27 protein-coding genes are annotated in these 26857 nt (G+C 64.3%); 13 read left to right on the forward strand and 14 right to left on the reverse strand.

What is annotated here, in order from left to right:
* Position 1 precedes the first annotated feature (1 nt).
* Positions 2–301, reverse strand: coding sequence for a hypothetical protein (locus ACZ9C1_RS15590; protein WP_046854034.1), 300 nt, complete (start codon positions 299–301; stop codon positions 2–4).
* A gap of 519 nt (positions 302–820) precedes the next feature.
* Between ACZ9C1_RS15590 and urtA the strand changes: the two genes are divergently transcribed.
* The 6 genes from urtA to ACZ9C1_RS15620 all read left to right on the forward strand — a co-directional run bounded on the left by urtA (position 821) and on the right by ACZ9C1_RS15620 (position 7006).
* Positions 821–2086 (forward strand): urea ABC transporter substrate-binding protein, encoded by a 1266-nt coding sequence (gene urtA / locus ACZ9C1_RS15595; protein ID WP_277502159.1) that lies wholly within the window; start codon positions 821–823, stop codon positions 2084–2086.
* A 111-nt stretch (positions 2087–2197) separates the two neighbouring features.
* Positions 2198–3685, forward strand: coding sequence for an urea ABC transporter permease subunit UrtB (gene urtB, locus ACZ9C1_RS15600; RefSeq protein WP_476254162.1), 1488 nt, complete (start codon positions 2198–2200; stop codon positions 3683–3685).
* A complete protein-coding gene (gene urtC / locus ACZ9C1_RS15605) occupies positions 3685–4764 on the forward strand; it encodes an urea ABC transporter permease subunit UrtC (protein WP_277502161.1) in 1080 nt (359 codons plus the stop codon). The genes urtB and urtC overlap by 1 nt, the downstream gene beginning before the upstream one ends.
* Positions 4761–5618, forward strand: a complete 858-nt coding sequence (gene urtD / locus ACZ9C1_RS15610; RefSeq protein ID WP_277502162.1) for an urea ABC transporter ATP-binding protein UrtD — start codon at positions 4761–4763, stop codon at positions 5616–5618. The genes urtC and urtD overlap by 4 nt, the downstream gene beginning before the upstream one ends.
* Before the next feature lie 145 nt (positions 5619–5763).
* The gene (gene urtE, locus ACZ9C1_RS15615) at positions 5764–6462 is read left to right on the forward strand and encodes an urea ABC transporter ATP-binding subunit UrtE (RefSeq protein WP_102683967.1); all 699 of its coding nucleotides are present in this window, start codon (positions 5764–5766) and stop codon (positions 6460–6462) included.
* A gap of 31 nt (positions 6463–6493) precedes the next feature.
* Positions 6494–7006, forward strand: a complete 513-nt coding sequence (locus tag ACZ9C1_RS15620; protein WP_476254163.1) for an N-acetyltransferase family protein — start codon at positions 6494–6496, stop codon at positions 7004–7006.
* A gap of 33 nt (positions 7007–7039) precedes the next feature.
* On the opposite strand, the gene ACZ9C1_RS15625 is transcribed toward ACZ9C1_RS15620, so the two are convergent.
* Positions 7040–7345, reverse strand: coding sequence for a chaperone modulator CbpM (locus tag ACZ9C1_RS15625; protein ID WP_023630087.1), 306 nt, complete (start codon positions 7343–7345; stop codon positions 7040–7042).
* A gap of 2 nt (positions 7346–7347) precedes the next feature.
* Complete coding sequence (cbpA, locus tag ACZ9C1_RS15630; protein ID WP_102683965.1) at positions 7348–8307, reverse strand: curved DNA-binding protein; 960 nt, start codon at positions 8305–8307, stop codon at positions 7348–7350.
* A gap of 162 nt (positions 8308–8469) precedes the next feature.
* On the opposite strand from cbpA, the gene ACZ9C1_RS15635 reads away from it, so the two are divergent.
* Entirely contained in the window at positions 8470–9741 is a 1272-nt protein-coding gene (locus ACZ9C1_RS15635; RefSeq protein WP_046854026.1) for an Hsp70 family protein, read from the forward strand.
* A gap of 34 nt (positions 9742–9775) precedes the next feature.
* Here the strand turns inward: ACZ9C1_RS15635 and ACZ9C1_RS15640 are convergent, their stop codons facing one another.
* The 3 genes from ACZ9C1_RS15640 to ACZ9C1_RS15650 form a co-directional block, all read right to left on the reverse strand.
* Positions 9776–10783 carry an AI-2E family transporter gene (locus ACZ9C1_RS15640; protein ID WP_046854025.1) on the reverse strand — a complete coding sequence of 336 codons (1008 nt, stop codon included), beginning with the start codon at positions 10781–10783 and terminating at the stop codon, positions 9776–9778.
* A 70-nt stretch (positions 10784–10853) separates the two neighbouring features.
* Positions 10854–11138: a PsiF family protein gene (locus ACZ9C1_RS15645; protein WP_277502165.1), complete on the reverse strand. Its 285-nt coding sequence runs from the start codon at positions 11136–11138 to the stop codon at positions 10854–10856.
* Between the two features lie 64 nt (positions 11139–11202).
* Positions 11203–11991, reverse strand: a complete 789-nt coding sequence (locus ACZ9C1_RS15650) for an AraC family transcriptional regulator (protein ID WP_102683964.1) — start codon at positions 11989–11991, stop codon at positions 11203–11205.
* Positions 11992–12132: 141 nt separating this feature from the next.
* On the opposite strand from ACZ9C1_RS15650, the gene ACZ9C1_RS15655 reads away from it, so the two are divergent.
* Positions 12133–13026 (forward strand): DMT family transporter, encoded by an 894-nt coding sequence (locus ACZ9C1_RS15655; protein WP_102683963.1) that lies wholly within the window; start codon positions 12133–12135, stop codon positions 13024–13026.
* On the opposite strand, the gene ACZ9C1_RS15660 is transcribed toward ACZ9C1_RS15655, so the two are convergent.
* Positions 13007–13897: a lipase family alpha/beta hydrolase gene (locus ACZ9C1_RS15660; protein WP_102683962.1), complete on the reverse strand. Its 891-nt coding sequence runs from the start codon at positions 13895–13897 to the stop codon at positions 13007–13009. The two genes, ACZ9C1_RS15655 and ACZ9C1_RS15660, sit on opposite strands and share 20 nt — an antisense overlap.
* A gap of 122 nt (positions 13898–14019) precedes the next feature.
* Between ACZ9C1_RS15660 and osmE the strand changes: the two genes are divergently transcribed.
* On the forward strand, positions 14020–14361 hold the full coding sequence (gene osmE / locus ACZ9C1_RS15665; RefSeq protein WP_102683961.1) for an osmotically-inducible lipoprotein OsmE: 342 nt from the start codon (positions 14020–14022) through the stop codon (positions 14359–14361).
* 6 nt (positions 14362–14367) lie between these two features.
* Complete coding sequence (locus ACZ9C1_RS15670) at positions 14368–14925, forward strand: ferritin-like domain-containing protein (RefSeq protein ID WP_232968180.1); 558 nt, start codon at positions 14368–14370, stop codon at positions 14923–14925.
* Positions 14926–15017: 92 nt separating this feature from the next.
* On the opposite strand, the gene ACZ9C1_RS15675 is transcribed toward ACZ9C1_RS15670, so the two are convergent.
* Positions 15018–17084, reverse strand: coding sequence for an AsmA family protein (locus ACZ9C1_RS15675; protein WP_476254164.1), 2067 nt, complete (start codon positions 17082–17084; stop codon positions 15018–15020).
* Positions 17085–17419: 335 nt separating this feature from the next.
* Here ACZ9C1_RS15675 and ACZ9C1_RS15680 point away from each other — a divergent pair, with 335 nt between their 5' ends.
* From ACZ9C1_RS15680 to ACZ9C1_RS15690, 3 genes are all read left to right on the forward strand, one after another.
* Entirely contained in the window at positions 17420–17920 is a 501-nt protein-coding gene (locus ACZ9C1_RS15680) for a phage infection protein (protein WP_277502167.1), read from the forward strand.
* Positions 17921–18042: 122 nt separating this feature from the next.
* Complete coding sequence (locus ACZ9C1_RS15685; RefSeq protein ID WP_277502168.1) at positions 18043–18675, forward strand: TetR family transcriptional regulator; 633 nt, start codon at positions 18043–18045, stop codon at positions 18673–18675.
* 100 nt (positions 18676–18775) lie between these two features.
* Positions 18776–19864 carry an AGE family epimerase/isomerase gene (locus tag ACZ9C1_RS15690; protein WP_277502169.1) on the forward strand — a complete coding sequence of 363 codons (1089 nt, stop codon included), beginning with the start codon at positions 18776–18778 and terminating at the stop codon, positions 19862–19864.
* 52 nt (positions 19865–19916) lie between these two features.
* Here ACZ9C1_RS15690 and ACZ9C1_RS15695 read toward each other — a convergent pair whose 3' ends face one another.
* From ACZ9C1_RS15695 to ACZ9C1_RS15720, 6 genes are all read right to left on the reverse strand, one after another.
* On the reverse strand, positions 19917–20684 hold the full coding sequence (locus ACZ9C1_RS15695) for an SDR family oxidoreductase (protein ID WP_023629361.1): 768 nt from the start codon (positions 20682–20684) through the stop codon (positions 19917–19919).
* A gap of 610 nt (positions 20685–21294) precedes the next feature.
* Positions 21295–22011, reverse strand: a complete 717-nt coding sequence (locus ACZ9C1_RS15700) for an ABC transporter ATP-binding protein (RefSeq protein ID WP_102683956.1) — start codon at positions 22009–22011, stop codon at positions 21295–21297.
* On the reverse strand, positions 22008–22883 hold the full coding sequence (locus ACZ9C1_RS15705; RefSeq protein WP_031314650.1) for an ABC transporter ATP-binding protein: 876 nt from the start codon (positions 22881–22883) through the stop codon (positions 22008–22010). The genes ACZ9C1_RS15700 and ACZ9C1_RS15705 overlap by 4 nt, the downstream gene beginning before the upstream one ends.
* Entirely contained in the window at positions 22880–24181 is a 1302-nt protein-coding gene (gene livM, locus ACZ9C1_RS15710) for a high-affinity branched-chain amino acid ABC transporter permease LivM (RefSeq protein ID WP_214500924.1), read from the reverse strand. Before livM ends, ACZ9C1_RS15705 begins: the two co-directional genes overlap by 4 nt.
* 3 nt (positions 24182–24184) lie before the next feature.
* Positions 24185–25099 (reverse strand): ABC transporter permease subunit, encoded by a 915-nt coding sequence (locus ACZ9C1_RS15715; protein WP_019098910.1) that lies wholly within the window; start codon positions 25097–25099, stop codon positions 24185–24187.
* 156 nt (positions 25100–25255) lie between these two features.
* A complete protein-coding gene (locus ACZ9C1_RS15720) occupies positions 25256–26392 on the reverse strand; it encodes a branched-chain amino acid ABC transporter substrate-binding protein (RefSeq protein ID WP_046854013.1) in 1137 nt (378 codons plus the stop codon).
* Between the last annotated feature and the right edge of the window lie 465 nt (positions 26393–26857).

Here is a 26857-nt window from a genome sequence, read left to right on the forward strand (position 1 = left end):
GTCAGCCGTGCTCCAACCCTTCAAGCACAGCCTCAGCCAACGCCAACCCCTTCTCCAGCGAGTTCTCCGTCGCCGTCAGCAGACTGCGCAACGGCTCCCCCGCCTTCTCCAACGCGGCAGCATTGGTTTCATACGCCGCCTTCAACGCCGCCACGGCGCACACCAGCGCATCCTCGCTATCGACCCCGGCCTGCACCGAGAGCATCGGCGCATGGGCGTGATTGCAGGTGCCGAAGTGGGAACTGGCGGTGACTGGACGTGATTTGCGCGGGGTGAGGTTGACCAGCGATTCCTGGTTCATGGTTGCACCTCTCGATGAAAGGTGGCGATCTCGGTAAATGCGAACGGTGGATCTGGAACGATCTTCTTGAGCATGGTGCATCTCCTTGCAGCTCTCTCTTATTGAAGCTCCGCTCCCACACGCCAATATGGGTGGGCGAAGCCGTGCGGGTTGGCGTGCCGGCAGAGAGAACCGGTGAGCCCGAAGGCTCCCACACACGGCTCCGCCCATAACGGGTGCAGCCATGCAGAACACCGCCGCAAGCTGCGTCAGTGCTCGATCTCTCTGAATACGGGACGCCAATCCCGAACCGCAGAAACTACTGCGGTGCGGCACGGTACTCAAGTACCGCTTATGTGTCAAAAGTGTTCATCGCCCCCGGCCCCAATCCTGTGCAAGCCTGTGCAGCAAGCACCATCCTGGCCACACCCCGCGCCCCGATTCGTCGCACAACCGCTCTATCACGCACCTTCCATCGCTCGGCACAGCCCTTGCAATCTCCGATCTGGCCAACACCCACCATCACATCGGAGTGAGCACATGAAGCGACGCAGTCTGATCAAGGCCTTCACCCTCAGCGCATCGGTCGCCGCGATGGGCCTGAGCTGGAGCATCCAGGCCGCCGAGACCATCAAGGTCGGCATCCTGCATTCGCTGTCCGGGACCATGGCCATTTCCGAGACTTCGCTCAAGGACATGGCGCTGATGACCATCGACGAGATCAACGCCAAGGGTGGCGTGAACGGCAAGATGCTCGAACCGGTGGTGGTCGACCCGGCGTCCAACTGGCCGCTGTTCGCTGAAAAGAGCCGCCAGCTGCTGACCCAGGACAAGGTCGCGGTGGTGTTCGGCTGCTGGACCTCGGTGTCGCGCAAGTCGGTGCTGCCAGTGTTCGAAGAGCTCAACGGCCTGCTGTTCTACCCGGTGCAGTACGAGGGTGAAGAGATGTCGCCGAACGTGTTCTACACCGGTGCGGCGCCCAACCAGCAGGCGATCCCGGCGGTGGAATACCTGATGAGCGAAGACGGCGGCAGCGCCAAGCGCTTCTTCCTGCTGGGCACCGACTACGTCTACCCGCGCACCACCAACAAGATCCTGCGCGCTTTCCTGCACAGCAAAGGCGTGGCCGACAAGGACATCGAAGAGGTGTACACGCCGTTCGGCCACGCCGATTACCAGACCATCGTTGCCAACATCAAGAAGTTCTCCGCCGGCGGCAAGACGGCAGTGATTTCCACGGTCAACGGCGACTCCAACGTACCGTTCTACAAAGAACTGGCCAACCAGGGCCTGAAGGCCACCGACGTACCGGTGGTGGCGTTCTCGGTGGGCGAAGAAGAGCTGCGCGGCATCGACACCAAACCGTTGGTGGGGCACCTGGCCGCGTGGAACTACTTCGAGTCGGTGGATAACCCGGTGAACCAGAAGTTCGTCGCCGACTGGAAGGCCTACGCCAAGGCCAAGGGCCTGCCAGGCGCTGAAAAGGCGGTGACCAACGACCCGATGGAAGCCACCTACGTGGGCATCCACATGTGGGCGCAGGCCGCCGAGAAAGCCAAGTCCACCGACGTCGACAAGGTGCGTGAAGCACTGGCCGGGCAGAGTTTCAAGGCACCGTCGGGCTTCACCCTGACCATGGACAAGACCAACCACCACCTGCACAAGCCGGTGATGATCGGCGAGATTCAGGATGACGGGCAGTTCAGTGTGGTGTGGGAAACCGAGCAGCCGCTGCGGGCGCAGCCTTGGAGCCCGTTCATTCCGGGTAATGACAAGCGGCCGGATTATGCGGTGAAGGGTAACTGAGTGCACTGGGGCTGCTGCGCAGCCCTATCGCGGATAAATCCGCTCCTACAGGTCCGTGTAGGAGCGGATTCATCCGCGATGAATCCACCGCCGATTTCCAGGATGGCCCGCATGCTCAGACTCCTGCTCACCTTTCTACTGCTACTGCCCCTGGCCACCCAAGCCAGCGAAGGCGAATTCTTCCTCAGCGCCAAGCCCGCCGAACAGGCGCGCCTACTCGAAACCTGGGCCGCGCAACCCGACGCCGCACGCCTGCCGCTACTGGACAACCTGCGCCAGGGCCGCATCGCCGAAAACGACACGCGCAAACTGCGCCTGAACAACCGCCTGCGCGGCCTGATCGACAACGCCCTGGCCAGCCATCAGTTACTCAGCGACCAGACCAACGTGCGCCTGGCCGCCGCCCAGCAACTGCAAAAAAGCGCGCAACCCGCGCAAATGGCCTTCCTCGACCGGCGCTTCGCCAGCGAACCCGACGCCGCCGTGCACGCTGCCCTCGGCCTGGCCCTGGCCAACCTGCAACTGGGCGCCAACGAGCCCGCGGTACGCCTGGCCGCCGTGCGCCTGCTCGGCGAAACCGGCGACCCGCTGGCCCGCACCCGCCTCGAAGCGCTACTACAACCCGGCGCCGAACCCGACGCCGCCGTGCGCACCGCAGCCGAAACCAGCCTGGCCCAGGTGCAGCGCAAGCTGCTGGTCGGCGAGCTGCTCGGCCAGGCCTTCAGTGGCCTGTCGCTGGGTTCGATCCTGCTGCTGGCCGCGCTGGGCCTGGCGATCACCTTCGGCCTGCTCGGGGTGATCAACATGGCTCACGGCGAGATGCTGATGCTCGGCGCCTACAGCACTTACATGGTTCAGGTGCTGCTGCAGCGCTACGCTCCGAGTGCCATCGAGTTCTACCCGTTGATCGCCCTGCCGGTGGCATTCGCCGTCAGCGCAGGGGTCGGCATGACCCTGGAGCGCACGGTGATCCGCCACCTGTATGGCCGCCCGTTGGAAACCCTGTTGGCCACCTGGGGCATCAGCCTGATCCTGATCCAGGCCGTGCGCCTGCTCTTCGGCGCGCAGAACGTCGAGGTAAGCAACCCGGCCTGGCTGTCGGGCGGCGTCCAGGTGCTGCCCAACCTGGTGCTGCCGTACAACCGCCTGGTGATCATCGGCTTCGCCCTCGCCGTGGTGCTGCTCACCTGGCTGCTGCTCAACCGCACACGGCTGGGCCTGAACGTGCGCGCGGTCACCCAGAACCGCAACATGGCGGCCTGTTGCGGGGTGTCCACCGGGCGCGTGGACATGCTCGCCTTCGGCCTCGGCTCGGGCATCGCCGGGCTCGGCGGCGTGGCCCTGAGCCAGGTCGGCAACGTCGGCCCGGACTTGGGCCAGAGCTACATCATCGACTCGTTCCTGGTGGTGGTGCTCGGTGGTGTCGGCCAGCTGGCCGGCAGCCTGTGGGCGGCCTTCGGGCTGGGCATCGCCAACAAACTGCTGGAGCCGCAGATCGGTGCGGTGCTGGGCAAGATCCTCATCCTTGCGCTGATCATTCTGTTCATCCAGAAGCGCCCGCAAGGCCTGTTCGCCCTCAAGGGACGGGTAATCGACTGATGAACCAGCCATTGATTGTCACTGCCACGCGCAAGGCCGGCACCCGGGTGTCGCTGGCCGTCGGCGCCGTTGTCGTCCTGGTGCTGCTGGCCCTGCCGCTGCTGTCGCTGCTGCCCGACGGGCACGCCTTGCAGGTCTCGGCCTATACCCTGACCCTGGTCGGCAAGATTCTTTGCTACGCCATCGTCGCCCTGGCCCTGGACCTGGTGTGGGGCTACGCCGGGTTGCTGTCGCTGGGCCACGGCCTGTTCTTTGCCCTTGGCGGCTATGCCATGGGCATGTACCTGATGCGCCAGGCGGCCGGTGATGGTCTGCCGGGCTTCATGGCCTTCCTGTCTTGGAGCGAGCTGCCCTGGTACTGGGCCGGCACCCAGCACTTCGCCTGGGCGCTGTGCCTGATCGTGCTGGCACCGGGGCTGCTGGCGCTGGTGTTCGGCTTCTTCGCCTTCCGCTCGCGGATCAAGGGCGTGTACTTCTCGATCATGACCCAGGCCCTGACCTTTGCCGGGATGCTGCTGTTCTTTCGCAACGAGACCGGCTTTGGCGGCAACAACGGCTTCACCAGCTTCCGCACCATCCTCGGTTTCGACATCGCCGCCCAGGGCACCCGGGCGGTGCTGTTCCTGCTGACAGTCGGTCTGCTGCTGGCCAGCCTGTACCTGTGCTGGCGCCTGACCCAGAGCAAGTTCGGGCGCCTGCTCACCGCCGTGCGCGACGCCGAGAACCGCCTGATGTTCTGCGGCTACGACCCGCGCGGCTTCAAGCTGCTGGTGTGGGTGCTCAGTGCCGTGCTGTGCGGCCTGGCCGGGGCGCTGTACGTGCCGCAGGTGGGCATCATCAACCCCAGCGAGATGTCACCGACCAACTCCATCGAGGCCGCCGTGTGGGTGGCACTCGGCGGGCGCGGCACGTTGATCGGGCCGCTGCTCGGTGCCGGCCTGGTCAATGGCATGAAGAGCTGGTTCACCGTGGCGTTCCCCGAGTTCTGGCTGTTCTTCCTCGGCGCGCTGTTCATCCTCGTCACCCTGTACCTGCCCAAGGGCGTGGTCGGCCTTGTGAAGAAAAGGAGCCAGCGATGAGAAGCGTGCCCCCGGTGCATCCGGAATTCATGCTGGAACCGATCTTCGACCAGGTCGGCAGCGGTCGCGAAGCCATCGGCCTGGGCCGGCGCCGCGAGGCCGGGCTCGACACCCGCCATGGCACGGTGCTGAGCCTGGAAGGCATCAGCGTCAGCTTCGATGGCTTCAAGGCGCTCAACGACCTCAACCTGTACATCGGCGTCGGCGAGCTGCGCTGCATCATCGGCCCCAACGGCGCCGGCAAGACCACGATGATGGACGTGATCACCGGCAAGACCCGCCCCGACACAGGTACCGCGTTTTTCGGCGACACCCTCGACCTGACCCGCATGAGCGAATGCCAGATCGCCCAGGCCGGCATCGGCCGCAAGTTCCAGAAGCCCACGGTATTCGAGGCGCTGACGGTGTTCGAGAACCTGGAGCTGGCGCTCAAGGCCGACAAGTCGGTGTGGGCCAGCCTGCTGGCACGCTTGAGCGGCGAGCAGCGCCAGCGCATCGACGAGGTGCTGGCCACCCTGCGACTGCTGCCCCTGGCCCAGCGCCAGGCGGGGTTGTTGTCCCACGGGCAGAAGCAGTTCCTGGAGATCGGCATGCTGCTGGTGCAGGAGCCGAAGCTGCTGCTGCTCGACGAGCCGGTGGCGGGGATGACCGATGCCGAGACCGAGTTCACCGCCGAGCTGTTCCGATCATTGGCGGGCAGGCATTCGCTGATGGTGGTGGAGCATGACATGGGCTTCGTCGGCAGCATTGCCGACCATGTGACGGTGCTGCATCAGGGGAGTGTGCTGGCCGAAGGGTCGCTGGCGCAGGTGCAGGAGGATGAGCGGGTGGTCGAGGTTTATCTGGGCCGCTGATCTTCGTTATCTGCACCGGCCTCATCGCCGGCAAGCCGGCTCCCACAGGACAACCACAGGATTCGAAAGCTGTGCTGTCCTGTGAGAGCCGGCTTGCCGGCGATGAGGCCGGTGCAGGCGAGGTAAAAACCAACAGGGACATGACATGCTGAAAATCGACACCCTGCACCAGTACTACGGCGGCAGCCACATCCTGCGCGGCCTGTCCTTCGAGGCCAAGGTCGGCGAGGTCACCTGCCTGCTGGGCCGCAACGGCGTGGGCAAGACCACCCTGCTGCGCTGCCTGATGGGCCTGCTGCCAGCCCGCGAGGGCCACGTGGAATGGGAAGGCAAGCCGATCACCACGCTCAAGCCCCAGCAACGGGTCCAGGCCGGTATCGCCTACGTGCCCCAGGGCCGCGAGATCTTCCCGCGCCTGACTGTCGAGGAAAACCTGCTGATGGGCCTGTCGCGCTTCCCCGCCCGCGAGGCACGGGATGTGCCGGCCTTCATCTACGAACTGTTCCCGGTGCTGGAGCAGATGAAACAACGCCGTGGCGGCGACCTCTCTGGCGGCCAGCAGCAACAGTTGGCCATCGGCCGCGCCCTGGCCAGCCGCCCGCGCCTGTTGATCCTCGACGAACCTACCGAAGGCATCCAGCCGTCGGTGATCAAGGAGATCGGCGCGGTGATCCGCAAGCTCGCCGACCGTGGCGACATGGCCATCCTGCTGGTGGAGCAGTTCTACGATTTCGCCGAGGAACTGGCCGACCAGTACCTGGTCATGGCCCGCGGCGAGATCGTCCAGCGCGGCCGCGGCGAAAACATGCAGGCTGAAGGTGTGCGCGGCCTGGTTACCATTTAATCTGCAACCACTTCCCTTGCGAGACGCTGTCATGAGTTACCAGATCCGCGACGCCCTGATCGACGACGTGCCGGGCATCCTCGACATCTACAACGACGCCGTGGCCAACACCACGGCGATCTGGAACGAAACCCCGGTGGACCTGGCCAATCGCCTGGCCTGGTTCGAGGCCCGCGCGCAGGAGGGTTATCCAATCCTGGTCGCGGTGGATGACAGCGGCGTGCTGGGTTACGCCTCATTCGGCGACTGGCGCCCCTTCGAGGGCTTCCGCCATACGGTCGAACATTCGGTGTACATCCGTGCAGACCAGCGCGGCAAAGGTCTGGGCCCGGTGCTGATGGAAGCGCTGGTCGAACGGGCCAGGGGCTGTGGCAAGCATGTGATGGTCGCCGCCATCGAGAGCGGCAATGCCGCGTCGGTGCGCCTGCACGAGCGGTTGGGGTTCGTGGTGACCGGGCAGATGCCGCAGGTAGGGGTGAAGTTCGGCCGGTGGCTGGACCTGACCTTCATGCAATTGATGCTCGATCCTGGGGCACAGCCGTGAAGCCCGAGGGGCCGCCGTGCGGCCCCACAACGTTTACATCTGGGTAAACCGGCCCAACCGTTGGCGCAGCATGTGGTTCTCGCTGCGCAACTGCTGGACCTCTTCCAGCAGCTCAAGCGCCAGGGCCACCCCTTCCCACTCCAGCTCCAGCTGATCATGCAGCTTCACCGCACGCTTGAGGGTGACCGGCGCGCGGTCGTCGAACACCCATTCCTCCGGCGTTCGCCCCGAAGGTTCAACAATGCCGTGCTCGACGATCTCGATCACGCAATCGGCCGTGAGGTCGGCTTCCTGGCAAAGGGTACGCATGTCCAGTTGAACGATCAGGGTGCTGCTCATGATCACTTACTCCATTGAGTCCTCGGGTTGAACGCGGCTTTCTCGGAGAGCTGGGTCCACAATGCGCGCGCTGCGTCATCGGATTGGGCAGGCATCACTACCTTCAGCTGGGCGTACAGGTCGCCGCGCTCGCCCTGCTTGTTCAACAGGCCCATGCCCTTGACCCGCAGGCGCTGGCCGCTCTGGCTGTCGGGACGGATGGTCAGGTTGATCTTGCCGGTCAAAGTCGGCACGGCCACCTTGGCGCCGAGCGCCGCCTCCCACGGTGCCAGCGGCACGGTAATGATCAGGTCATGACCTTCGACATCGAACAGCGGGTGCGGTGCCATGCGGATGGTCAGGAACAAATCGCCGTTGGCCCCGCCGCCCACGCCCGGCGCGCCCTGGCCCTTGAGGCGGATGCGCTCGCCGTCGGTCACCCCGGCGGGGATCTTCACGTTCAGGGTCTTGGTGGTGAACCCGGTGCGCTGGCCGGCAGCGTTGGTCTGCGGCACCTGGAAGCTGATCTGCTTGGATTCCTTGTTCAGGGTTTCCTCGAGGAACACCGCCAGTTCCAGTTCCACGTCCTGCCCTCGCCTGCCGGCACTGCGTTGTTGCCGGCCACCGCCGCCACCGAAGGGGTTGCCACCCCGGGCGCCGAAGATCGAGCTGAAGAAATCGGAAAAATCGCCACCTTCGAAACCACCGCCACCACCGCTGCGAGACTCCCAGCCAGGCGGCGCCTGGAACGGCCGGCCATGCTGGCCGCCGTATTTGCGGATTTCGTCGTACTCGGCGCGCTTGTCCTTGTCGCCAAGCACTTCGTAGGCCTCGTTGGCCTCCTTGAACTTGTCCTCGGCGTCACGCTCCTTGCTGACGTCGGGGTGATACTTGCGCGCGAGCTTGCGGTACGCGGCCTTGATCGCCTTGTCGTCCGCGCTCGCCTCGACGCCGAGTATCTTGTAATAGTCTTTGAAGTCCATCTATGGATCACCGATGTGAATGTACGTATTGCTACTGAAGATTGGGGTCAAGCATAGCCTTTCAAGGCTCATCCGGGGTTGCGCTATCGCAGACGACCGGTCTTGATTTAGCCGCAGAACGGCATAAACTGCGCGGCCGTTTTGCCTCCGGAAGCTTTCTCCATGTCTGACGTATCCCCGGCCCGTGCCCTCGGCATCGACTTCGGTACCTCCAACTCCACGGTCGGCTGGCACCGCCCTGGCGCTGAATCGCTGATCGCCCTGGAAGACGGCAAGATCACCCTGCCGTCGGTGGTCTTCTTCAATATCGAGGAACGTCGCCCGGTGTACGGCCGCCTGGCCCTGCACGAGTACCTGGAAGGCTACGAAGGCCGCCTGATGCGCTCGCTCAAGAGCCTGCTGGGCTCCAAGCTGATCAAGCACGACACCAGCGTGCTGGGCAGCGCCCTGCCGTTCAAGGACCTGCTGGGCATGTTCATCGGCGAGCTGAAAAAGCGCGCCGAAGCCGATGCCGGCCGCGAATTCGACCAGGTGGTGCTCGGCCGCCCGGTATTTTTCGTCGACGAAGACCCGGCCGCCGACCAGGAGGCCGAGGATACCCTGGCGGAAGTTGCGCGCAAGATCGGCTTCAAGGACGTGTCGTTCCAGTACGAGCCGATCGCTGCGGCGTTCGACTACGAGTCGGGCATCAGCCGTGAAGAGCTGGTGCTGATTGTGGATATCGGCGGTGGTACCTCGGACTTTACCCTGATCCGCCTGTCGCCCGAGCGCCACCTGGTGGCCGAGCGCCAGGACGACATCCTCGCCACCGGCGGCGTGCACATCGGCGGTACCGACTTCGACAAGCAGCTGAGCCTGCAGGGTGTGATGCCGCTGTTCGGCTATGGCAGCCGGATGAAAAGCGGCGCGCTGATGCCCACCAGCTACCACCTCAACCTGGCCACCTGGCACACCATCAACGCCCTGTATGCGCAGAAGTCGCAGCTGGCCCTGGGCAGCATGCGCTACGACATCGAGGACACCCTGGGTATCGACCGCCTGTTCAAGCTGATCGAGCAGCGCGCCGGGCACTGGCTGGCGATGGAGGTGGAGGCCAGCAAGATCGAGCTGACCGAGCGCGACAGCCGGAGCATCGACTTTGGCCGGATCGAGCCGCAGCTGTCGGCCGAGCTGACCCGGGCACTGTTCGAAGATGCAATTGACGGTTTGCTCGAGCGCGTGCGCGGCAGCGTGAGTGAACTGCTGGCCAAGGCGGGCGTGAGCGAAAGCCAAGTGGACACGGTGTTCTTCACCGGCGGCTCCAGCGGCATTCCGGCGCTGCGCAACAGCGTGGCGGCGATGCTGCCCAATGCGCGGCATGTGGAAGGCAATATCTTCGGCAGCATCGGCAGCGGTCTGGCGATCGAGGCGCGCAAGCGCTACGGCGTGCTCTGATCGATTTGGGGCCGCTTTGCGGCCCCGGTGATCCTCAGACCAGCTCAGCCCGCTTCAACTCGCTCTTCAAGTAGGCGTAGTAGATCGGCCCGGCCACCACCCCCGGCAAGCCGAACGCCGCCTCGAACACCAGCATCGCCAGCAACAGCTCCCAGGCCTTGGCACTGATCTGGCCGCCGACGATCCGCGCGTTGAGGAAATACTCGACCTTGTGGATAACGATCAAGTACCCCAGCGCCGCCATCGCCACCCAGATCGACAGCGACAGGCCGACGATGGTGATCAGGGTGTTGGACATCAGGTTGCCGATCACCGGCAGCAGCCCGAGCAGGAAGGTCAGCACGATCAGGGTCTTGGTCAGCGGCAGGTGCACGCCGAACAGCGGCAGCACCACGGCAAGGAAGATGCCGGTGAAGAAGGTGTTGAGCAACGAGATCTTGATCTGCGCGAAGACGATGTTGCGAAACGCCTGCACCAGCAGGCTCAGGCGCTCGAACAAGGCCGCGGCCAGGGGCTTGCGCCGGGAAATGTCGGGGATGCGCTGCAGGGCGACGATGGCGCCGAGGATCATGCCGATCAACAGGGTCACGAACATGTGCGCCATGCCCTTGCCGACCAGCTGCAGGTCGCTCAGGTGGCTCTTGATCCACTCGCCGATGGCCACCTTGAACTCGGCGGCGCTGGCCGGCAGGTAGGCTTCGATGAACGGCGGCAACTGGCCACGGGCACGCTCGACCAGGCCCATGAACTTGTCCAGCGAGGCGCCGGGGTTCTCGGCCTCGTGCAGGAGGAAACTGAAGGCGCCGGCAATCAGCAGGGTGAGCGTGCTCACCACCAATGTGCCGAGCAGCGCCACCGCCAGCCAGCGCGCACGCTGCCCGGCGATCAGCGGCTGCAGCCTGGGGGTGAGCATGTTGACCAGCTCGAACACCAGCAGGCCGGCGAGCAGGCTCGGCAGCAGCTTCAGGGGCAGCGCCAGCAACAGGCCGGCCATGACGATGATCCAGCTGGCCAGGGTGACCTGGCGGGGGGTGAAGGTCATACAGCCTCGACGGCAGACAGCGGAAAGTCCCGCAGTCTGCCAGCCTTCACGGCAGAGGCATAGGCGCAGGTCATTTCTTCTTCAGGCAGTCGCTCATGAAGGACTTGCGCTCGTCGCCCTTGAGCGCCTTGGTGGTGGCATCGGCGTTGCAGGTCTTCATCTTCTCCTGCTGGGTGGCGGCAGGCTTGGCCTTGAGGCAAGTGCTCATGAACGCCTTGCGCTCGTCGCCCTTGAGCGCCTTGGCGGTCGCGTCGGCGTTGCAGGTCTTCATCTTTTCCTGTTGCGCGGTGGCGGCGAATCCTTGCCCCGCGATCAACATGCCCAACACCAGCAGGGGTACGTGCAGCAGCTTCATGGAGTGGTCTCCTTGCCTGCGCGCCGGATGCGCGCTCGTCGCAGCTGAGTGTAGACAAGAATTTTTACATCTCTGTCCGCGCCCGCCGTCGGTACTGTTCCGGCGTGCACTGGGCCTGGCGCTGGAACATGGCGATGAAGGCCGACGCGCTGCTGTAGCCGAGGTCGAAGGCGATGGCCTGGATCGCGGTGCCCGCCTCGAGCGCCTCGATGGCGCGCAGAAAGCGCAGGCGCAAACGCCATTCGCCGAAGCTCATCCCCAGTTCACGCAGGAACTGCCGGGCCAGGGTGCGTTCGCTGACATGCACCTGCGCGGCCCAGTGGGCCAGCGGGCGGTTGTCGCCGGGCTCGCCATGCAATCCTTCAAGCACCTGGCGCAGGCTGTCGCTGCGGGCGAACGGCAGGTAGCAGGTCTGGGTCTGCGCCAGGTGCAACTGGTCCAGCAGCACCTGTGCCAGGCGCTGGTCACGCTCGTCCCGGGCGATGCGCAGGTCGCGGCGGGCGAAGTCGCCGAGGATCGCCTTGAGGATGTCGCTGATCACCAGGCTGCAGGGTTGTGCAGGCAGCCCGGCACACAAGCTGCGGTCAAGGTAGACCGAGCGGTAGACGATGGCCTGGGGGTTGTAGCAGCCATGCTCGGTATCCGGCGGCACCCACACGGCGTAGTGCGGCGGCGAGATGAAGCGCTGGCCTTCGACGTCCAGGTGCATCAGGCCATGGGACGCGTAGTTGAGCTGGCCCCAGGGGTGACGGTGCGGGGCGCTGTGGGTGTCGGCGCCGAATTCGTCGTAGCGAAAGTACACCGGGGCCGGGAGCTGGTCGAAGCGCGGAATGTCGAGGTACTTGCGGGCCATGCTGTCTGCTTCGCGGGGTCGGTTGTCTGGATGGAAGTATAGGCATGCAAGCAGACAAGCGATAATACCCGCCGTCACACCCTCCCTGCAGGACCAGGCAAGCCCGCTCCTGCAGGGGACACCCGTTACTTGAGAGTCCCAATGAACTACCTCTTCCCCCTCATCGCCATCCTCATCTGGGCCGGCAACACCGTTGTCACCAAGATGTCCGCAGGGGCCATCTTCCCGGCCGAGATCGGCTTCTACCGCTGGTTGCTGGCCGGCCTGTTGTTCACGCCGTTCCTGCTGCCCCAGGTCTGGCGAAACCGCGCGGCGATCCGCCCGCACCTGGGCAAGGTGTTCGTGCTGGGCGTGCTGGGCATGGCCATCTACCAGAGCCTGGCGTACTTCGCCGCCAGCATCACCAGCGCCACCAACATGGGCATCATCCTCTCGCTGATGCCGCTGATGTCACTGGCCCTGTCCATCGCCTGGCTGGGCCAGCGCCTGAGCTACGGCGCGCTGCTGGGCGCGATCGTGTCGTTCTTCGGCGTGCTTGAAGTCGTCTCGGCCGGGCAGCCCGGCACGCTGCTGCACCAGGGCCTGAACAGTGGCGACCTGATGATGCTGGTGGCCACCCTCGCCTATGCGCTGTACAGCTTCCTGCTGAAGAAATGGCAGCTGCGCCTGCCGCCGCTGCAATTGCTCTACCTGCAGGTGCTGGTGGCGATCCTGGTGCTGCTGCCGCTGTTTGTGCTGTCACCGAAGACCGGGCTGAACGGCCACAACCTCGGCCTGGTGCTGTATGCCGGCCTGCTGGCCTCGATGGTCGCGCCGCGAGTATGGATGCAGGCCGTGCATCGCCTGGGCCCGAGCCGCACCACGCTGTTCTTCAACCTGCTGCCGGTGGTCACGGCGGTGATCGCCGCCGTGGTGCTGGACGAGCAACTGGCCAGTTATCACCTGGTCGGCGGTTTGCTGACACTGGTCGGCGTGCTGCTGGCCGAGCGCTGGACAACGCCAGTACGGCGCACGGTCACACCCCCGCGGCCTTGAGCCGCGCGGCATGTTCGGTGAACAGCCGCACCGGTTCGGCGCCCTTGCCCACCGCGCCGAGGGACTGGTTGACGATGTCCAGGTGGTCGAGCGGATAGTCGTCGCCGATCACCTGGCCCAAGTGCGAGCTGAAGCGCCCGACCATGCCGTCGCAGTGGCCCTTCTCGCGCACGAAGCTGCGGGCGAACAGACGGCAGAAGCGATTGCTGCCGTCGAAGCGGTTCAACCCCTGGTCGGTACGACCCGGCTGCAAGGTGCCTGACCAGGAGTAGTAACGCACACCGTTCACCTCGGCCGGCCCCTCGCCGCCCCAGACCTCGGGCAGCCCCTGTGGATAAGCCTGGTTGAACAGCGCCACCCCGGCGCTGGTCAGCGACTGGTGCGAGGCATGCACGTCGATCGGCAGCGGATCCCGGCGCCAGCCGGTCTCCAGCCAGCCCAGCAGCACGGCGAAACCATGCAGCACGGCCTTGAGGATGCGCCCCTTGGCAGAGTCGCCCGGCGCCGTGCGTTCAAGGTGGTCGGCCAGCTCCGAGCCATGGTTGGGGCCGGCCACCGAGGTCACCGAGGCCACCCGGTCTGGCCGCTTCGCCGCCGCATAGCGGGCACTGAGCGCGCCCTGGCTGTGGCCGATCAGATTGACCTTCTCGACCCCCGTCCGCTGGCAGATGTCCTCGATGATGATCAACAACTGCTCGCCGCGCACCTCGCTGGAATGCAGCGGCGATATCTGCACCGGATATACCTGCGCGCCGCCCCGGCGCAATGCCGGGACAATGCCGAACCAGTAGGGATACAGCAGTGCCCGCACGAAACCGAGCATGCCCGGCACCAGCACCAGTGGATAACGCGTGGCCAGTTCCTGACTCATCACCCTGCCCTTTTCCATGGACGACCGGCCCACACTACAGCGTGCCCTGCGTCATTCGCAATCGAACTCCCGGCGCGCTGCGCGGTTCCAAGCAGAACAGACCCTGAGCAAGGAGCGGGACCATGTACAAGCACACCCTGGCCATCCTTCTGGCAAGCGCGACCCTCGCCGCCTGCGGCAGCCGCCCGGAAAACCCGGTGGACTACGTCACCTACCGCGACGAGCCGCTGGTCAAGCAGGTGGAGCACGGCATGACCATGCAGAAGGTCATCGCCATCGGCGGCAGCCCGTCGAATGTCAGCGACCTGCCCCACGGCGGCACCTGCAACGACTACATCCTCAACCGCGATGGCCAGCAACAGCCCTATTACGTGCGCTTCGACGCCACCGGCCATGTCGACGCCAAGGGCTTCAAGACCTGCAAGCAACGCCAGGAAGACAGCGACGCCGTCCACGGCGCATGACACCCCATGACCACCCTGATCCTTTCGGAGATGAACATGAGCGTTGAACTGACCGATGTGAAAACCCTGCGCGAACGTGCCCGCCAGCATGTCGAGCAAGGCGCGGTGACCGAGGGTTACCACGCCGATCGCGAGAAGATCCTGCGCCTGCTCAACGAGTCGCTGGCCACCGAGCTGGTCTGCGTGCTGCGCTACAAGCGTCACTACTTCATGGCCAGCGGTATCAAGGCCAGCGTCGCCGCCGAGGAGTTCCTCGAGCACGCCACCCAGGAAGCCGAGCATGCCGACAAGCTGGCCGAACGCATTGTACAGCTGGGCGGCGAGCCGGACTTCAACCCCGACAACCTGACCAAGAATTCCCATGCCCAGTACGTGGCGGGCAGTTCATTGAAGGAGATGGTGCTGGAGGATCTGGTGGCCGAACGGATCGCCATCGACAGCTACCGCGAGATCATCCAGTACATCGGCGATAAAGACCCGACCACGCGGCGCATCTTCGAAGACATCCTGGCCCAGGAAGAAGAGCACGCCGACGATATGTCGGATCTGTTGCAGGGCTTGTAGTGTTGGGGGCGCTGTGCGCCCCAATCGCCGGCAAGCCGGCTCCCACAGGCGATCGGTGATAACTGTGGGAGCGATCGGGCCGCAAAGCGGCCCTACTTCTTGGCCTTCACCGCCGCCGGCGCCTTGCCGGCGCGCATCTGCTGCAACAACGGCGTGCACTGGTTGGGCACATCGCCGCTGCTCGGCGCGATCAGCGCCAGCAACCCCGCCGCCGGCCCCGCCACCACACCCAAGGCCACCATCCCCGCACCGCGCAAAGCCAGCGGTACTGCCTGCACGCCGGCACTGGGCTTGGCAAACGGCCCGCGCACATACAACGGCGAGCGCAGCGAGAACAGCCGCAACCCTTTCGATTCCGGGGTGATCTTCAGGTCCAGTTGCTCGCTGGCGAAATTGGCCGTGCCGTTAATGTAGATGATCGCGTTCTCGGTATCGAAAACGAACAGGCGGGTGGTCGCCAGGCCCTCCTTGATGCCGACATCGGCCGCGGCACAGTTGATCTTCACTTCCTCATCGCCAAACAGCTTGCCGATCACGTAGTTGCCCACGTTGAGCCCGGCGATCTCCATCAGGCTGCGGCTGATGGCGCCATCGTTGATCAGCAGGCGCAGGTCGCCGTTGGAAGTGCCGAGTAGCGCCGCCACCGAGTTGCCCCGGCCACTGATATCGGCGTCGCCGTTGAGCTCGCCGAAGCTGGTCTGCATGGGCGCGAAGCTGGGGAACAACTGCTTGAGCTTGAAGCCCCGAGCGGTGAGCTGGGCGCGCCCCTGCATCGGCGTGCTGCGCCCGTCCAGGCGGATGTTGGAATCGAGGCTGCCCCCGGCCACGCCGAAGCGCAGCGGTTCCAGGCGCAGCAGGCCATCCTCGAGAATCACATGGGCAGACAGGTCATTGAACGGTAGTTTCTCGCTGTGCACGATGCGCTTGCCGGCGAAGGTCACGTCGGCATCCATCGCCCGCCAGCGCTCGGTGCGGAACTCCTCTACCGGCAACACCTTGTTGGCCGGCTGCTTGCTGGCGCCGCCACGGGCCTTCTGCTCGGCGTTCGAATCGGCGCCGATCAACGGTGCCAGGTCCTTGAACAGCAGTTGATTGGAAACCAGGTTGCCGGACAGTTTCGGCCGGGGCTGGCTGGCGACGAAGGCCAGGTCACCATGGATATCACTGTCGCCGATCTTGCCGTTGAAGCCTTCATAGCGGAAATGCGCGCCCTCGGCGGCATGCAGGTTGGCGCTCAGGTGGCCGTCGGTGGCGTAGGGTGGCGTGTCGGGCAGGGTCACGCCGGTCAGCGGGTAGAGGTTGCCCAAGCTGCTGCCGGAGAGCTTCAGGCGCAGGTCGAGGGCGCCCAGGTTGCGGGGGTCGGTCAGGGTACCGGCAAGGGCCACGTGGGTATCGCCGACGCGCACGTCGGCCTGCAGCGGGAACGGCTGGCTGGCATCCTGCAGCGCCAGCAGGCCGCCGATCTTGCCGGTGCCGGCCACCGCCTGGCCCTTGTAGCGCCCCTGGGCCTTGAAGCCGAAGGCATAGTCCTGGGCGTTGCCGGCCTTCTCGGCGCGGGCCTTGCCGACGATGTCGCTGAACGGAATCGGCTTGCCCAGCGGGTCGACCTGCACTTTCATGCTGGTTTTCAGGGTCTGGTCGTCGAAGCTGACATTGCCCTGGTCGAAGCCGATCGCGCCGATGTCCAGCACCCACTTCGACGGCTCCTCGTGCTCATCCTTGGGCCCGAAGTCGAACACCCAGTTGGCCCGGCCATCGGCCAGGCGGGTGAGGCTGGCACTGGGCTTGACCAGGTCGATACGCGGAATGCTGATGCGCTGGACGATCAGCGGCAACGGCGCCAGGCGAAAATCCACCCGCTCCAGGCCCACCATGCGCGGTTCCTTGAGCCATTCGGGGTTGCCCAGGGTGAGGTTTTCGGCGGTGAAGTGCGGCCAGGGCACGAAGGCACGCCAGCCGCCCTCCTCGGGTTCGGTGCGCCAGTGCACCGCGAGGTTGCCGTTGATCGCGAAAGGCCGGTGCAGGGCTTCGGAGACTTTCTCGTTGAGCAGCGGCTTGACGCGGTTCCAGTCGAAGGTGGCGATCACCACCACCAGGATTGCCAACAGGGTGGCCAGGGTGGCGAAGGTCCAGACGATGATTCTGGCAGGGCGCGTCATTGCGTGATTCTCCTGACTGCATGGAAGGCGGCGCGACGATGGCACTCATTATGTCGGACTGATGAAAAACCGCCGGGTTTAATCCGCGCAGCATGATAACCAAGATTTTCCTGACGATTTTCTCAGCTTTTGGTCTACGGAGCGTGGCAGTGTTACCGGGGAATCGGCGTGCCTCAATACTCGGCGCATCGCCGAAAACATTGAGCCAGAGCGATCCACGCACAGTATCAATGCCGTCGATTGTTACCATTATCCTGATGAACTTTTCTCTGGAGTTACCGGGCGTAGCATTGGCTCCGTACCCACTTTCCAGCCCCCCAGAGGAGCACCGAATCATGAAACGCCATCTGCTGCTGAGCCTGACCCTGTCCGTACTTGCTGCCAACGCCTTCGCCCTGCCAGCCGAAGACCAGCACCTGAGCGCCGAGTCGCGCTCCAGCGCCATCACCGTCAGCCAACCACTGAACACCCTGGCAGAAGGTGGCGCCGAGCGCCTGCAGGAACGTGCAGGCCGCGTGGCCGAAGGCGGTGCCGAACGCCTGCTCGAACGTAACAACCGTGTTGCCGAAGGTGGCTCTGATCGCCTGATCGAACGCAATGACCGTATCGCCGAGGGTGGTTCGGATCGCCTGATCGAACGCAACGACCGTGTCGCCGAAGGTGGTTCCGATCGCCTGATCGAACGCAACGACCGCGTCGCCGAAGGTGGTTCCGATCGCCTGATCGAACGCAACGACCGCGTCGCTGAAGGTGGTTCCGATCGCCTCAACGAACGCAACAACCGTGTAGCCGAGGGTGGCTCGGATCGCCTGGTCGAACTCAGCCGTGTGAGCTGATCGCCATGGCCGAAAACAACAACCCTCCGTGCGGTAGCTGCTCCCCTCCAAGCCCGGTCCATTGACCGGGCTTCGTTTTTCTATCCAGAATGCCCAGCCGTACCGTCATAGAAGCCTGCCCCATGCTGCCGCGCGCCGAACAGAAGCTACAAACCCGCCAGGCCCTGCTGGATGCCGCCTGCCTGCTCATGGAGAGCGGCCGGGGTTTCGGCAGCATCAGCCTGCGCGAGGTGGCCAAGGCCGCCGGCATCGTGCCCACCGGTTTCTACCGCCACTTCCCTGACATGGATGCCCTGGGCCTGGCCCTGGTCGCCGAGGTGGACACCACCTTCCGCCAGACCATCCGCCTCGTGCGCCACAACGAATTCGAACTGGGTGGCATCACCGATGCCTCGGTGCGTATCTTCCTCGACGTGGTCGCCGCCCACCGCGCGCAATTTCTGTTCCTCGCCCGCGAGCAGTACGGCGGCTCGCAACCGGTGCGCCAGGCCATCGCCCGCCTGCGCCAGGACATCAGCAGCGACCTGGCCACCGACCTTGCGCGCATGCCGCGCTGGCGGCACCTGGACGACGCCGCCCTGGCGGTGATGGCCGACCTGGTGGTCAAGACCGTGTTCGCCACCCTGCCCGAGCTGATCGACAGCCCCGAACCAGGCCATGCACAGGCGCTGACGGCACAGGAAAAGATCACTCAGCAGCTGCGCTTCATCTTCGTCGGTGCGCGGCACTGGCAGGGCCTGGGCAATCCCGGCTGAGATTTTCGCCCAGGCCGGATCGTGGCAGCGGCGGTGCCCCACGAACCCCTTGTCACTTCTGCTACCATGGCGCCCTGCCCGATCGTCCACGAGCGCCACCATGTCCGACCCCCGTCCCGCACTGACCCATTTCCAACAGCACTTCGCCGAGCGCATCGTGCCGCTGTGGCAAGGCCCGGGCTGGAACGCCGACATGGCCCTGCCGTACGAAGCCCTGGACACCCAGCACCGGCCACTGCCGGTGCAACGCTACCGCGCTATGGCCTGCGCCCGCCAGCTGTACCTGTTCAGCAGCCGCATCGAACAACCTGGCGCGGCCGAACGCGCCGCGGCATTGTTCCGTTCGTTGCAGAAGCACTTCCACGACGCCGAGCACGGCGGCTGGTTCTACAGCATCGACGCCCAGGGCAAGCCGCTGGACCGGCGCAAGGACCTCTACACCCACGCCTTCATCGTCTTCGCCTGCGCCCATTACCTGGGCAAGGTCGGCGAAGGGCTGGTGGAAGCCACGCTCAATGGCGCCCTCGAGGTGATCCACGAGCAGTTCGCCCGCGACGATGGCCTGTACGAGGCCAGCCTGGGTGAGGATTGGTCAGACCTGGGCAGCGGCCCACTGCAGAACCCGCAGATGCACCTGGCCGAGGCCTTCCTGCAGGTGCTGGCCGTACGTGAGGACGACGACGTTCGCGATTCGCTGCTGCAGCTGTGCGAAGCGCTGCAGGCGCAGTTCGTCGAACCGGCCCATGGCCTGATGCTGGAGAAGCCGCGCGGGGCTGTGGATAACTGGTTCGAGCCGGGCCACCAGTTCGAATGGTTCTACCTGCTCGACACTTCCGAGTTGCTGCGCGGTACTGCGCTGCATGCCTCCATCGAGCGGGCCTTCGACTTCGCCGAACAGTGCGGCGTGAAGGATGCTGCGGTACTGGCGATGCTGGATGTGGACGGCAAGGTGATCGACGCGACACAGCGTATCTGGGCCCAGGCGGAGTACCTGCGGGCACTGGCCCTGCGGCCGGGAAGCGAGGCGCGGCTGCTGGAGCAACTCACGGCGCTGGAGTCACGCTTCCTGCATGCAGGCGGCTGGCATGAGTGCCGCGATGGCGAGGGGGCGGTGAGCCGCCATGACATGCCGTCGACCACGCCCTATCATTTGGCGACCTGCCTCGACGGTCTGCAGCGCCTAATCTGACGCTATCGCGGGGCGGTGCGCCGATGCGACTTGCCCCGCGATCATCGGCGAATCAGCCTTTCGCCGACCGGTCGATCGAGAACCCTGCCCAGTCCTGGCTCACTGGCATCAGCTCAAGGCTGTTGATATTGATATGCGCCGGCTGGTTGAGGATCCAGAAGATGGTCTCGGCGATGTCCTGCGGCTGGATCGGCTCGGCGCCAGCGTAGGTGGCGTCGTACTTGGCCTGGTCGCCGCCGAAACGCACCAGCGAGAACTCGCTTTCGCACAGCCCCGGCTCGATGTTGCTGACCCGCACGCCAGTGCCGCGCAGGTCGCAGCGCAGGCTCAGCGAGAACTGGCCGACGAAGGCCTTGGTGCCGCCATACACATTCGCGCCCGGGTACGGGTAGTTGCCCGCCACCGAACCGACATTGAGGATCGACGCGCCGCGCCCGTGGGCGATCAGGCGCGGCAGCAACAGGCGGGTGGTGTACATCAGGCCTTTGATGTTGGTGTCGACCATGGTTTCCCAGTCGTCCAGGCTGCAGTTTTGCGCCGCATCCACACCCAGTGCCAGGCCGGCATTGTTGACCAGGCCCTGGAGCTTGTCGAAGCTCGGCGGCAGGCTGGCGATGGCGGCCTCCATGGCCTGGCGATCACGGACATCGACCACCAGCCCATGCACCTCGGTCTTGGCCGAGAGTTCTTGGCACAGCGCATCCAGGCGCTCCTTGCGGCGACCGGTGAGCACCAGCTTCCAGCCAGCATCGGCGAAACGGCGGGCGGTGGCCTCACCGAAACCGGAAGTCGCGCCAGTGATGAATACGGTGGACGTCATGCTCTTCTCCTTGGGTGTGCTCGGCAGGCCTTGCAGCATGCCCGGCGCAAGCGTTGTCGACAACCGTTTCAGCCACTGGTCAAAAAACGTACAGACGCTGAAAAGCCCCGTGATTGCGGGCTTTCGTCAGGCTATGCGCATCTTATCCACAAGGCTTTCCCCACAGATTGGGGGCAACTTGTCGGTTCCAGGGAACCTTTGCTTGCTGTGGACATCTGCCCGTGATGGCGCAACGCTTTCAACCTGCCGTCTGCGGCGGTCTGTCCAAAGTTTTTTCACAGACTTATCCACAGAACTCAGATAGCTGTGGATGAACCGCGCTGCTGCTAAAAACCCTCAATAAATCATGCACAAGCAAGACCTGATCAAAAAACGAACAGATCCTTGGAGGCGTTGTTACACAAGGGCTTGAGCAAGGTGCCACCATGTTTTCCACAGGCGGTTCCACATAATCCGTGGAAAGTTTTCCAGCTGTGGAAACAATGGCTTGCGTGGGGATTGTGGTGTGCTGCAGGAAAGATATGCGACAAGTTGTCCACATGTGCTGAAAGGCATAAAACGCATCGCGGGGCAAGTCGGGTTGCCGCACCGACTTGCCCCACGATTTACTTCAGTGCCCGCCCAGGTAGGCGTTACGCACCTCCTCGTTGACCAACAGCTCCTGCCCAGTCCCGGTCATGCGAATCTGCCCGTTGACCATCACATAGGCCCTGTCCGACAGCTTCAATGCATGGTTGGCATTCTGCTCGACCAGGAAAATGGTCATCCCGGTCTGCGCCAGCTCGCGCAGGGTCGAGAAGATCTGCTTGACCACGATCGGCGCCAGCCCCAGCGACGGCTCATCGAGCAGCAAAAGCTTGGGCCGGCTCATCAGCGCCCGGGCAATCGCCAGCATCTGCTGCTCGCCCCCGGACATGGTCATGGCCCGCTGGTTGCGCCGTTCCTTGAGCCGCGGGAACAGCTCGTACATGCGCTGCATGTCCTGGTCGGCATGTTTGTCGCCGATCGGGATGGTGCCCATCATCAGGTTTTCCTCGACGCTCATGTCGGGGAACACCCGGCGCCCTTCCGGGGACTGGGCGATGCCATTGGACGCGATGTAGTGCGACGACTTGCGGGTGATGTCGGTGCCGCGATAGACGATCTGCCCGGATGCCGCGCGCGGCTGGCCGAAGATCGACATCAGCAGCGTGGACTTGCCCGCGCCGTTGGCGCCGATCAGGCTCACCGTCTCGCCTTCGTTGATGTGCATCGAGACCTTCTTCAGGGCCTGGATCGGCCCATAGAACACATCCAGGTCCTTCAGCTCGAGAATGGGCGCGCTCATGTCAGTTCCTCTTCGTCGGCACCCAGGTAGGCGGCAATCACCGTCGGGTTGTGGCGGATATCCTGCGGTGATCCCTCGGCGATCACGTTGCCGTGGTCGAGCACGACGATGTGGTCGGAGATGCTCATGACCATGCCCATGTCGTGCTCGATCAGCACCACGGTGATGTCATGCTCGTCGCGCAGCACGCGGATCATGCGGCTCAGCGCTTCGGTTTCCTGGGGGTTGAGGCCGGCAGCCGGTTCGTCCAGGCAGATGATCTTCGGCCGGGTGCACATGGCCCGGGCAATCTCCAGGCGGCGCTGCTGCCCGTAGGACAGCTCACCGGCCAGGCGGTTGGCGCAGTCCACCAGGTCGACCACCTCCAGCCAGTAGAACGCATGGTCGAGGGCATCGCTCTCGGCCTTGCGATAACCCGGGGTATTGAGCACCCCGGCCAGCAGGTTGCGGTTGACCCACATGTGCTGGGCCACCAGCAGGTTCTCCACCACCGACATTTCCTTGAACAGGCGGATGTTCTGGAAAGTGCGCGCCAGCCCGGCGCGGTTGACCAGGTGGGTACCGCCGAACATCTTGTAGTACAGGCGGTTGGCGAAGCGTGCCGGCGAAACGAAGTCCGCCGCCCGGAAGCGCTCGCCGAGCAGCTGGATGACGTTGGTGTGGCTGCCGCGCACGTTCAGTTCGATCCGCCCGCCGGTGGCCTTGTAGAAGCCCGTCAGGCAGTTGAACACCGTGGTCTTGCCGGCGCCATTGGGGCCGATCAGGGCGAAGATCTGATTGCGTTTGACCTGCAGGCTGACATCGCTGAGCGCCTTGATCCCACCGAACTGCATCATCAGGTTGTCTACAGACAGAATGACTTCGTCGCTCATGGCGCCACTCCTTTACGCGGGACCACGCCGGTACGGCTGATGCGGATCAGCCCCCGCGGTCGCCAGATCATCATCAGCACCATCAGCACGCCGAACAGCAGCACCCGGTATTCGGAGAAGCTGCGCAGCAGCTCGGGCGCCACGGTCAGCACGAACGCCGCGATCACCACGCCCACGGTCGAGCCCATGCCGCCGAGCACGACGATGGCCAGGATCAGCGCGGACTCGAAGAAGGTGAACGACGATGGGTTGACGAAGCCCTGGTAGGTGGCAAAGAACACCCCGGCAAGGCCTGCGGTGGACGCGCCGAGGGTGAACGCGGAAAGCTTGACCAGTACGTGGTTCAGGCCCATCGAGCGGCAGGCGATCTCGTCCTCGCGCAAGGCTTCCCAGGCGCGGCCCACCGGCATGCGGGTCAGCCGGTGCTTGACGTAGAGCACCGCCAGCACCACCAGGAACAGCACCGCGTAGATGAACACGAACTTGAGGTTGGCGTTGTATTCGAAGCCGAAGAACTCGTGGATCGGCACCCCGCCATCCTTGGCCCGGCGGCCGAACTCCAGACCCAGGAAGGTCGGCGACGGCGCCGGCATGCCGTTGGGGCCGCCGGTGAACGACAGCCAGTTGTTCAACACCAGGCGGATGATCTCACCGAAGCCGAGGGTGACGATGGCCAGGTAGTCGCCATGCATGCGCAACACCGGAAAGCCGAGGATGCACCCCGCCAGCGCCGCGGCGATGGCCGCCAGTGGCAGCACGCTCCAGAAGCCCAGGCCCAGGTATTGATAGCCCAGCGCCAGGCCGTAGGCACCGATGGCGTAGAACGCCACATAGCCCAGATCAAGCAGGCCGGCCAGGCCGACCACGATGTTCAGGCCCAGCCCCAGCAACACATAGATCAGGCCGAGGATGACCACGGTCAGCAGGTACTTGTTGGCAAAGATCGGGAACACGATGGCGATGACGATCAGCGCCGGGATGATGTAGCGCAGGCGCGACTTGTAGTTCGGCGCCAGCACATGCACGCCCGAGCCACCGCTGTCGAAGCCCTGGAGCATGCGTTGGCCGGTCGGCGTCTGCAGGAACAGGCTGAGAATGAAACGCCCGATCATCACGCCGCCGACCAGCCAGGCGACGCGGGCGGGTTCGGCGTTGAACGTGTAGCCATCGAGCACCACGCCGACGACGGGGCCGAAGACGATAAGGGCCAGCAGGCCGGCGACGAGGGTCTCCAGCAGGCTGCGTTTAAGGTCGAAACCCTTGGTTTGCGAAGCAGAGGCAGTATTGGCAACGGACATGTTTCACACCTTAGCCACGAGCGGGCGACCCAGCAGGCCTTGGGGACGGAAGATGAGGATCATCACCAGCAGCGAGAAGCTGAACACGTCCTTGTAGTCGGAGTTGATCAGGCCGGAGAACAACGACTCGGAAATCCCCAGGATGATCCCGCCGAGCATGGCTCCCGGCAGCGAGCCGATGCCGCCGAGCACCGCGGCGGTGAAGGCCTTGATGCCGATGATGAAGCCGGCGTAGAAGTCGAAGGTGCCGTAGTTCATGGTGATCAGCACGCCCGCCAGCGCGGCCATCACCGCACCGATGACGAACACGTAGGAAATCACCCGGTCGGTATTGATGCCCAGGATCGAGGCCATCTTGCGGTCTTGTTGCGTGGCCCGGCACATGCGCCCGAGCTTGGTGTACTTGATCACGTAGGTGAGCAGGCCCATGCCGACGAAAGCGGCCACCAGGATGAAGATCTTGGTGTAGGTGAGCTGCACGAAGCCGGTGCCCACTTCGACGCGCATGGCGCCTTCGAGCAGGGTCGGCACGCCTTGCTGGCGAGCGCCCTGGCTGATCTGCGCGTAGTTCTGCAGGATCAGCGAAATGCCGATGGCGCTGATCAAGGGCGCCAGGCGGGTGGAGTTGCGCAGGGGTTTGTAGGCGATGCGTTCGATGGTGAAGCCATAGACGCCAGTGACGACGATGGTGAACAACAGGGTGCCCAGCATCAGCAGCGGAAACGACTCGATACCGAAGTAGGCCAGCAATGCCAGGCTGATCGCCGCGAGGTACGCGGAGATCATGTACACCTCGCCGTGCGCGAAGTTGATCATGCCGATGATGCCATAGACCATTGTGTAGCCGATGGCGATCAGGCCGTAGACCGACCCGAGGGTCAGGCCGTTGACCAGTTGCTGCAGGAAAATACCATCCATAACGCAATCTCACCTGATTGAGATTGCACGAGCGCCGACCACGCAGGGCCCGGATGCAGCGGCCCTCGCAGCGCAGAACTGTGCACATCTACTGACAAAGACAGGTACCGCGGGGCAACGGCCCGGGGCATCGCGCGCCCGGGCCGGATGCCATTGTTATTTTTGTTTTTCCAGCTGGTGGTACTTGCCGTTGGCATCCCACTGGTAGACCACGTAGTCGGAAACCGTCAGGTCGCCCTTCTGGTCCCACTTCTTCTCGCCCATGACGGTCTTGACCGGGTTGGCCTTGAGCCACTTGGCGGCGTCCTCGCCCTTGTTCGACTTGGCGCCGTTGAACGCGGCGGCCAGGGCCTGGACCGAGGCGTAGGCATACAGGGTGTAGCCTTCAGGCTCGGTGCCGTTCTTGCGGAACTCCTCGACCACCGCCTTGCTGTCGGGCAGCAGGCGCGGGTCGGCGCCGAAGGTCATGTACACGCCATTGGTGTACTGGGCGCCGCCGGCGGTGGCCACCAGTTCGTCGGTGACGATGCCGTCGTCGGACATGAATGCCACGTCCTTCAGGCCCTGCTCGCGCAGCTGGCGCACCAGAGGGCCTGCCTCCGGGTGCAGGCCGCCGAAGTAAACGACATCGGCACCTGCGGCGCGGATCTTGGTGACCACGGCGCTAAAGTCTTTCTCGCCGCGGGTCAGGCCCTCGTACAGCACCGGGGTGACGCCGCGCTTGATCAGCTGGGCCTTGGTGGCGTCGGCCAGACCCTGGCCATAGGTGTCCTTGTCGTGCAGCACCACCACCTTCTTGCCCTTGAGCACGTCGACAATGTAGTTGCCGGCAACGATGCCCTGCTGGTCGTCACGGCCGCACATGCGGAACATCGCGGACAGGCCGCGCTCGGTCACCTGCGGGTTGGTGGAGCCGGGAGTGATGGCGATCACGCCGGCCTCATCGTAAACCTCGGAAGCGGGGATGGTGTTGGAGGAGCAGAAGTGACCGACCACGCCCGCCACCTTGTCCTGGTCGACCAGGCGGTTGGCCACGGATACTGCCTGCTTCGGCTCGCAAGCGTCATCGCCCTTGACCAGCACGATCTTCTCGCCGTTGACGCCGCCGGCCTTGTTGATCACGTCGGCCGCGGCCTGCGCACCTTTCATGTACTGCTCGCCAAACGCTGCGTTGGCTCCGGTCATCGGGCCCGCGACGCCGATCTTGATGTCGGCCTGAACATACGAAGAAACACCCAGTGCGGTGGCTACAGCCAGTGCCAGGAAACCTTTCTTGTAAAACGTCTGCGACATGAGGTGGTGCTCCTAGAATATTTTTTTTGGTTGGCACTACAACTTCTCAGCCCTGTGCTCCGAGCAAGGGCCGTGCCAGTGGTTTTGTCTTCCGGGAAAACACACGACAAGGGGTGAACAGAGGCGACCGGCGGCCTTTTCTTTATTGAGCGTGCAACCGTCTGCCGCACGGCAAGTGGCACCCACACGCCTAGACAAGGAGCAACCAGCGCCCGCCATCATTGCAACCCTCGCAAGTGTTAACGTGCAACCGCGCTGTAACAGCGGACGTCACCGAACTGCACACCACTGGTGCGCGACTGCTACAGGGAGCACTGTTTGAAGGCTAGCTGGCGCACGGTAAATTACCTGTCGCGGCCATGATCGCGGGCGATGCGGGAGCAGGCTTGCCCCGCGATGTGAGCACATGCAAAAGCAAAAGGCTGGCACAATAGCCGCCATTGCCCGCTTTGGAGCTTCCCCCTG

The organism is Pseudomonas sp. TE21435 (genome assembly GCF_056279265.1).

What these genes read in the sequence shown, in the direction of transcription:
- ACZ9C1_RS15590 (WP_046854034.1), bottom strand. Translation starts at nt 301, where the DNA reads ATGAACCAGGAATCGCTGGTCAACCTCACCCCGCGCAAATCACGTCCA.
- urtA (WP_277502159.1), top strand. Translation starts at nt 821, where the DNA reads ATGAAGCGACGCAGTCTGATCAAGGCCTTCACCCTCAGCGCATCGGTC.
- urtB (WP_476254162.1), top strand. Translation starts at nt 2,198, where the DNA reads ATGCTCAGACTCCTGCTCACCTTTCTACTGCTACTGCCCCTGGCCACC.
- urtC (WP_277502161.1), top strand. Translation starts at nt 3,685, where the DNA reads ATGAACCAGCCATTGATTGTCACTGCCACGCGCAAGGCCGGCACCCGG.
- urtD (WP_277502162.1), top strand. Translation starts at nt 4,761, where the DNA reads ATGAGAAGCGTGCCCCCGGTGCATCCGGAATTCATGCTGGAACCGATC.
- urtE (WP_102683967.1), top strand. Translation starts at nt 5,764, where the DNA reads ATGCTGAAAATCGACACCCTGCACCAGTACTACGGCGGCAGCCACATC.
- ACZ9C1_RS15620 (WP_476254163.1), top strand. Translation starts at nt 6,494, where the DNA reads ATGAGTTACCAGATCCGCGACGCCCTGATCGACGACGTGCCGGGCATC.
- ACZ9C1_RS15625 (WP_023630087.1), bottom strand. Translation starts at nt 7,345, where the DNA reads ATGAGCAGCACCCTGATCGTTCAACTGGACATGCGTACCCTTTGCCAG.
- cbpA (WP_102683965.1), bottom strand. Translation starts at nt 8,307, where the DNA reads ATGGACTTCAAAGACTATTACAAGATACTCGGCGTCGAGGCGAGCGCG.
- ACZ9C1_RS15635 (WP_046854026.1), top strand. Translation starts at nt 8,470, where the DNA reads ATGTCTGACGTATCCCCGGCCCGTGCCCTCGGCATCGACTTCGGTACC.
- ACZ9C1_RS15640 (WP_046854025.1), bottom strand. Translation starts at nt 10,783, where the DNA reads ATGACCTTCACCCCCCGCCAGGTCACCCTGGCCAGCTGGATCATCGTC.
- ACZ9C1_RS15645 (WP_277502165.1), bottom strand. Translation starts at nt 11,138, where the DNA reads ATGAAGCTGCTGCACGTACCCCTGCTGGTGTTGGGCATGTTGATCGCG.
- ACZ9C1_RS15650 (WP_102683964.1), bottom strand. Translation starts at nt 11,991, where the DNA reads ATGGCCCGCAAGTACCTCGACATTCCGCGCTTCGACCAGCTCCCGGCC.
- ACZ9C1_RS15655 (WP_102683963.1), top strand. Translation starts at nt 12,133, where the DNA reads ATGAACTACCTCTTCCCCCTCATCGCCATCCTCATCTGGGCCGGCAAC.
- ACZ9C1_RS15660 (WP_102683962.1), bottom strand. Translation starts at nt 13,897, where the DNA reads ATGAGTCAGGAACTGGCCACGCGTTATCCACTGGTGCTGGTGCCGGGC.
- osmE (WP_102683961.1), top strand. Translation starts at nt 14,020, where the DNA reads ATGTACAAGCACACCCTGGCCATCCTTCTGGCAAGCGCGACCCTCGCC.
- ACZ9C1_RS15670 (WP_232968180.1), top strand. Translation starts at nt 14,368, where the DNA reads ATGACCACCCTGATCCTTTCGGAGATGAACATGAGCGTTGAACTGACC.
- ACZ9C1_RS15675 (WP_476254164.1), bottom strand. Translation starts at nt 17,084, where the DNA reads ATGACGCGCCCTGCCAGAATCATCGTCTGGACCTTCGCCACCCTGGCC.
- ACZ9C1_RS15680 (WP_277502167.1), top strand. Translation starts at nt 17,420, where the DNA reads ATGAAACGCCATCTGCTGCTGAGCCTGACCCTGTCCGTACTTGCTGCC.
- ACZ9C1_RS15685 (WP_277502168.1), top strand. Translation starts at nt 18,043, where the DNA reads ATGCTGCCGCGCGCCGAACAGAAGCTACAAACCCGCCAGGCCCTGCTG.
- ACZ9C1_RS15690 (WP_277502169.1), top strand. Translation starts at nt 18,776, where the DNA reads ATGTCCGACCCCCGTCCCGCACTGACCCATTTCCAACAGCACTTCGCC.
- ACZ9C1_RS15695 (WP_023629361.1), bottom strand. Translation starts at nt 20,684, where the DNA reads ATGACGTCCACCGTATTCATCACTGGCGCGACTTCCGGTTTCGGTGAG.
- ACZ9C1_RS15700 (WP_102683956.1), bottom strand. Translation starts at nt 22,011, where the DNA reads ATGAGCGCGCCCATTCTCGAGCTGAAGGACCTGGATGTGTTCTATGGG.
- ACZ9C1_RS15705 (WP_031314650.1), bottom strand. Translation starts at nt 22,883, where the DNA reads ATGAGCGACGAAGTCATTCTGTCTGTAGACAACCTGATGATGCAGTTC.
- livM (WP_214500924.1), bottom strand. Translation starts at nt 24,181, where the DNA reads ATGTCCGTTGCCAATACTGCCTCTGCTTCGCAAACCAAGGGTTTCGAC.
- ACZ9C1_RS15715 (WP_019098910.1), bottom strand. Translation starts at nt 25,099, where the DNA reads ATGGATGGTATTTTCCTGCAGCAACTGGTCAACGGCCTGACCCTCGGG.
- ACZ9C1_RS15720 (WP_046854013.1), bottom strand. Translation starts at nt 26,392, where the DNA reads ATGTCGCAGACGTTTTACAAGAAAGGTTTCCTGGCACTGGCTGTAGCC.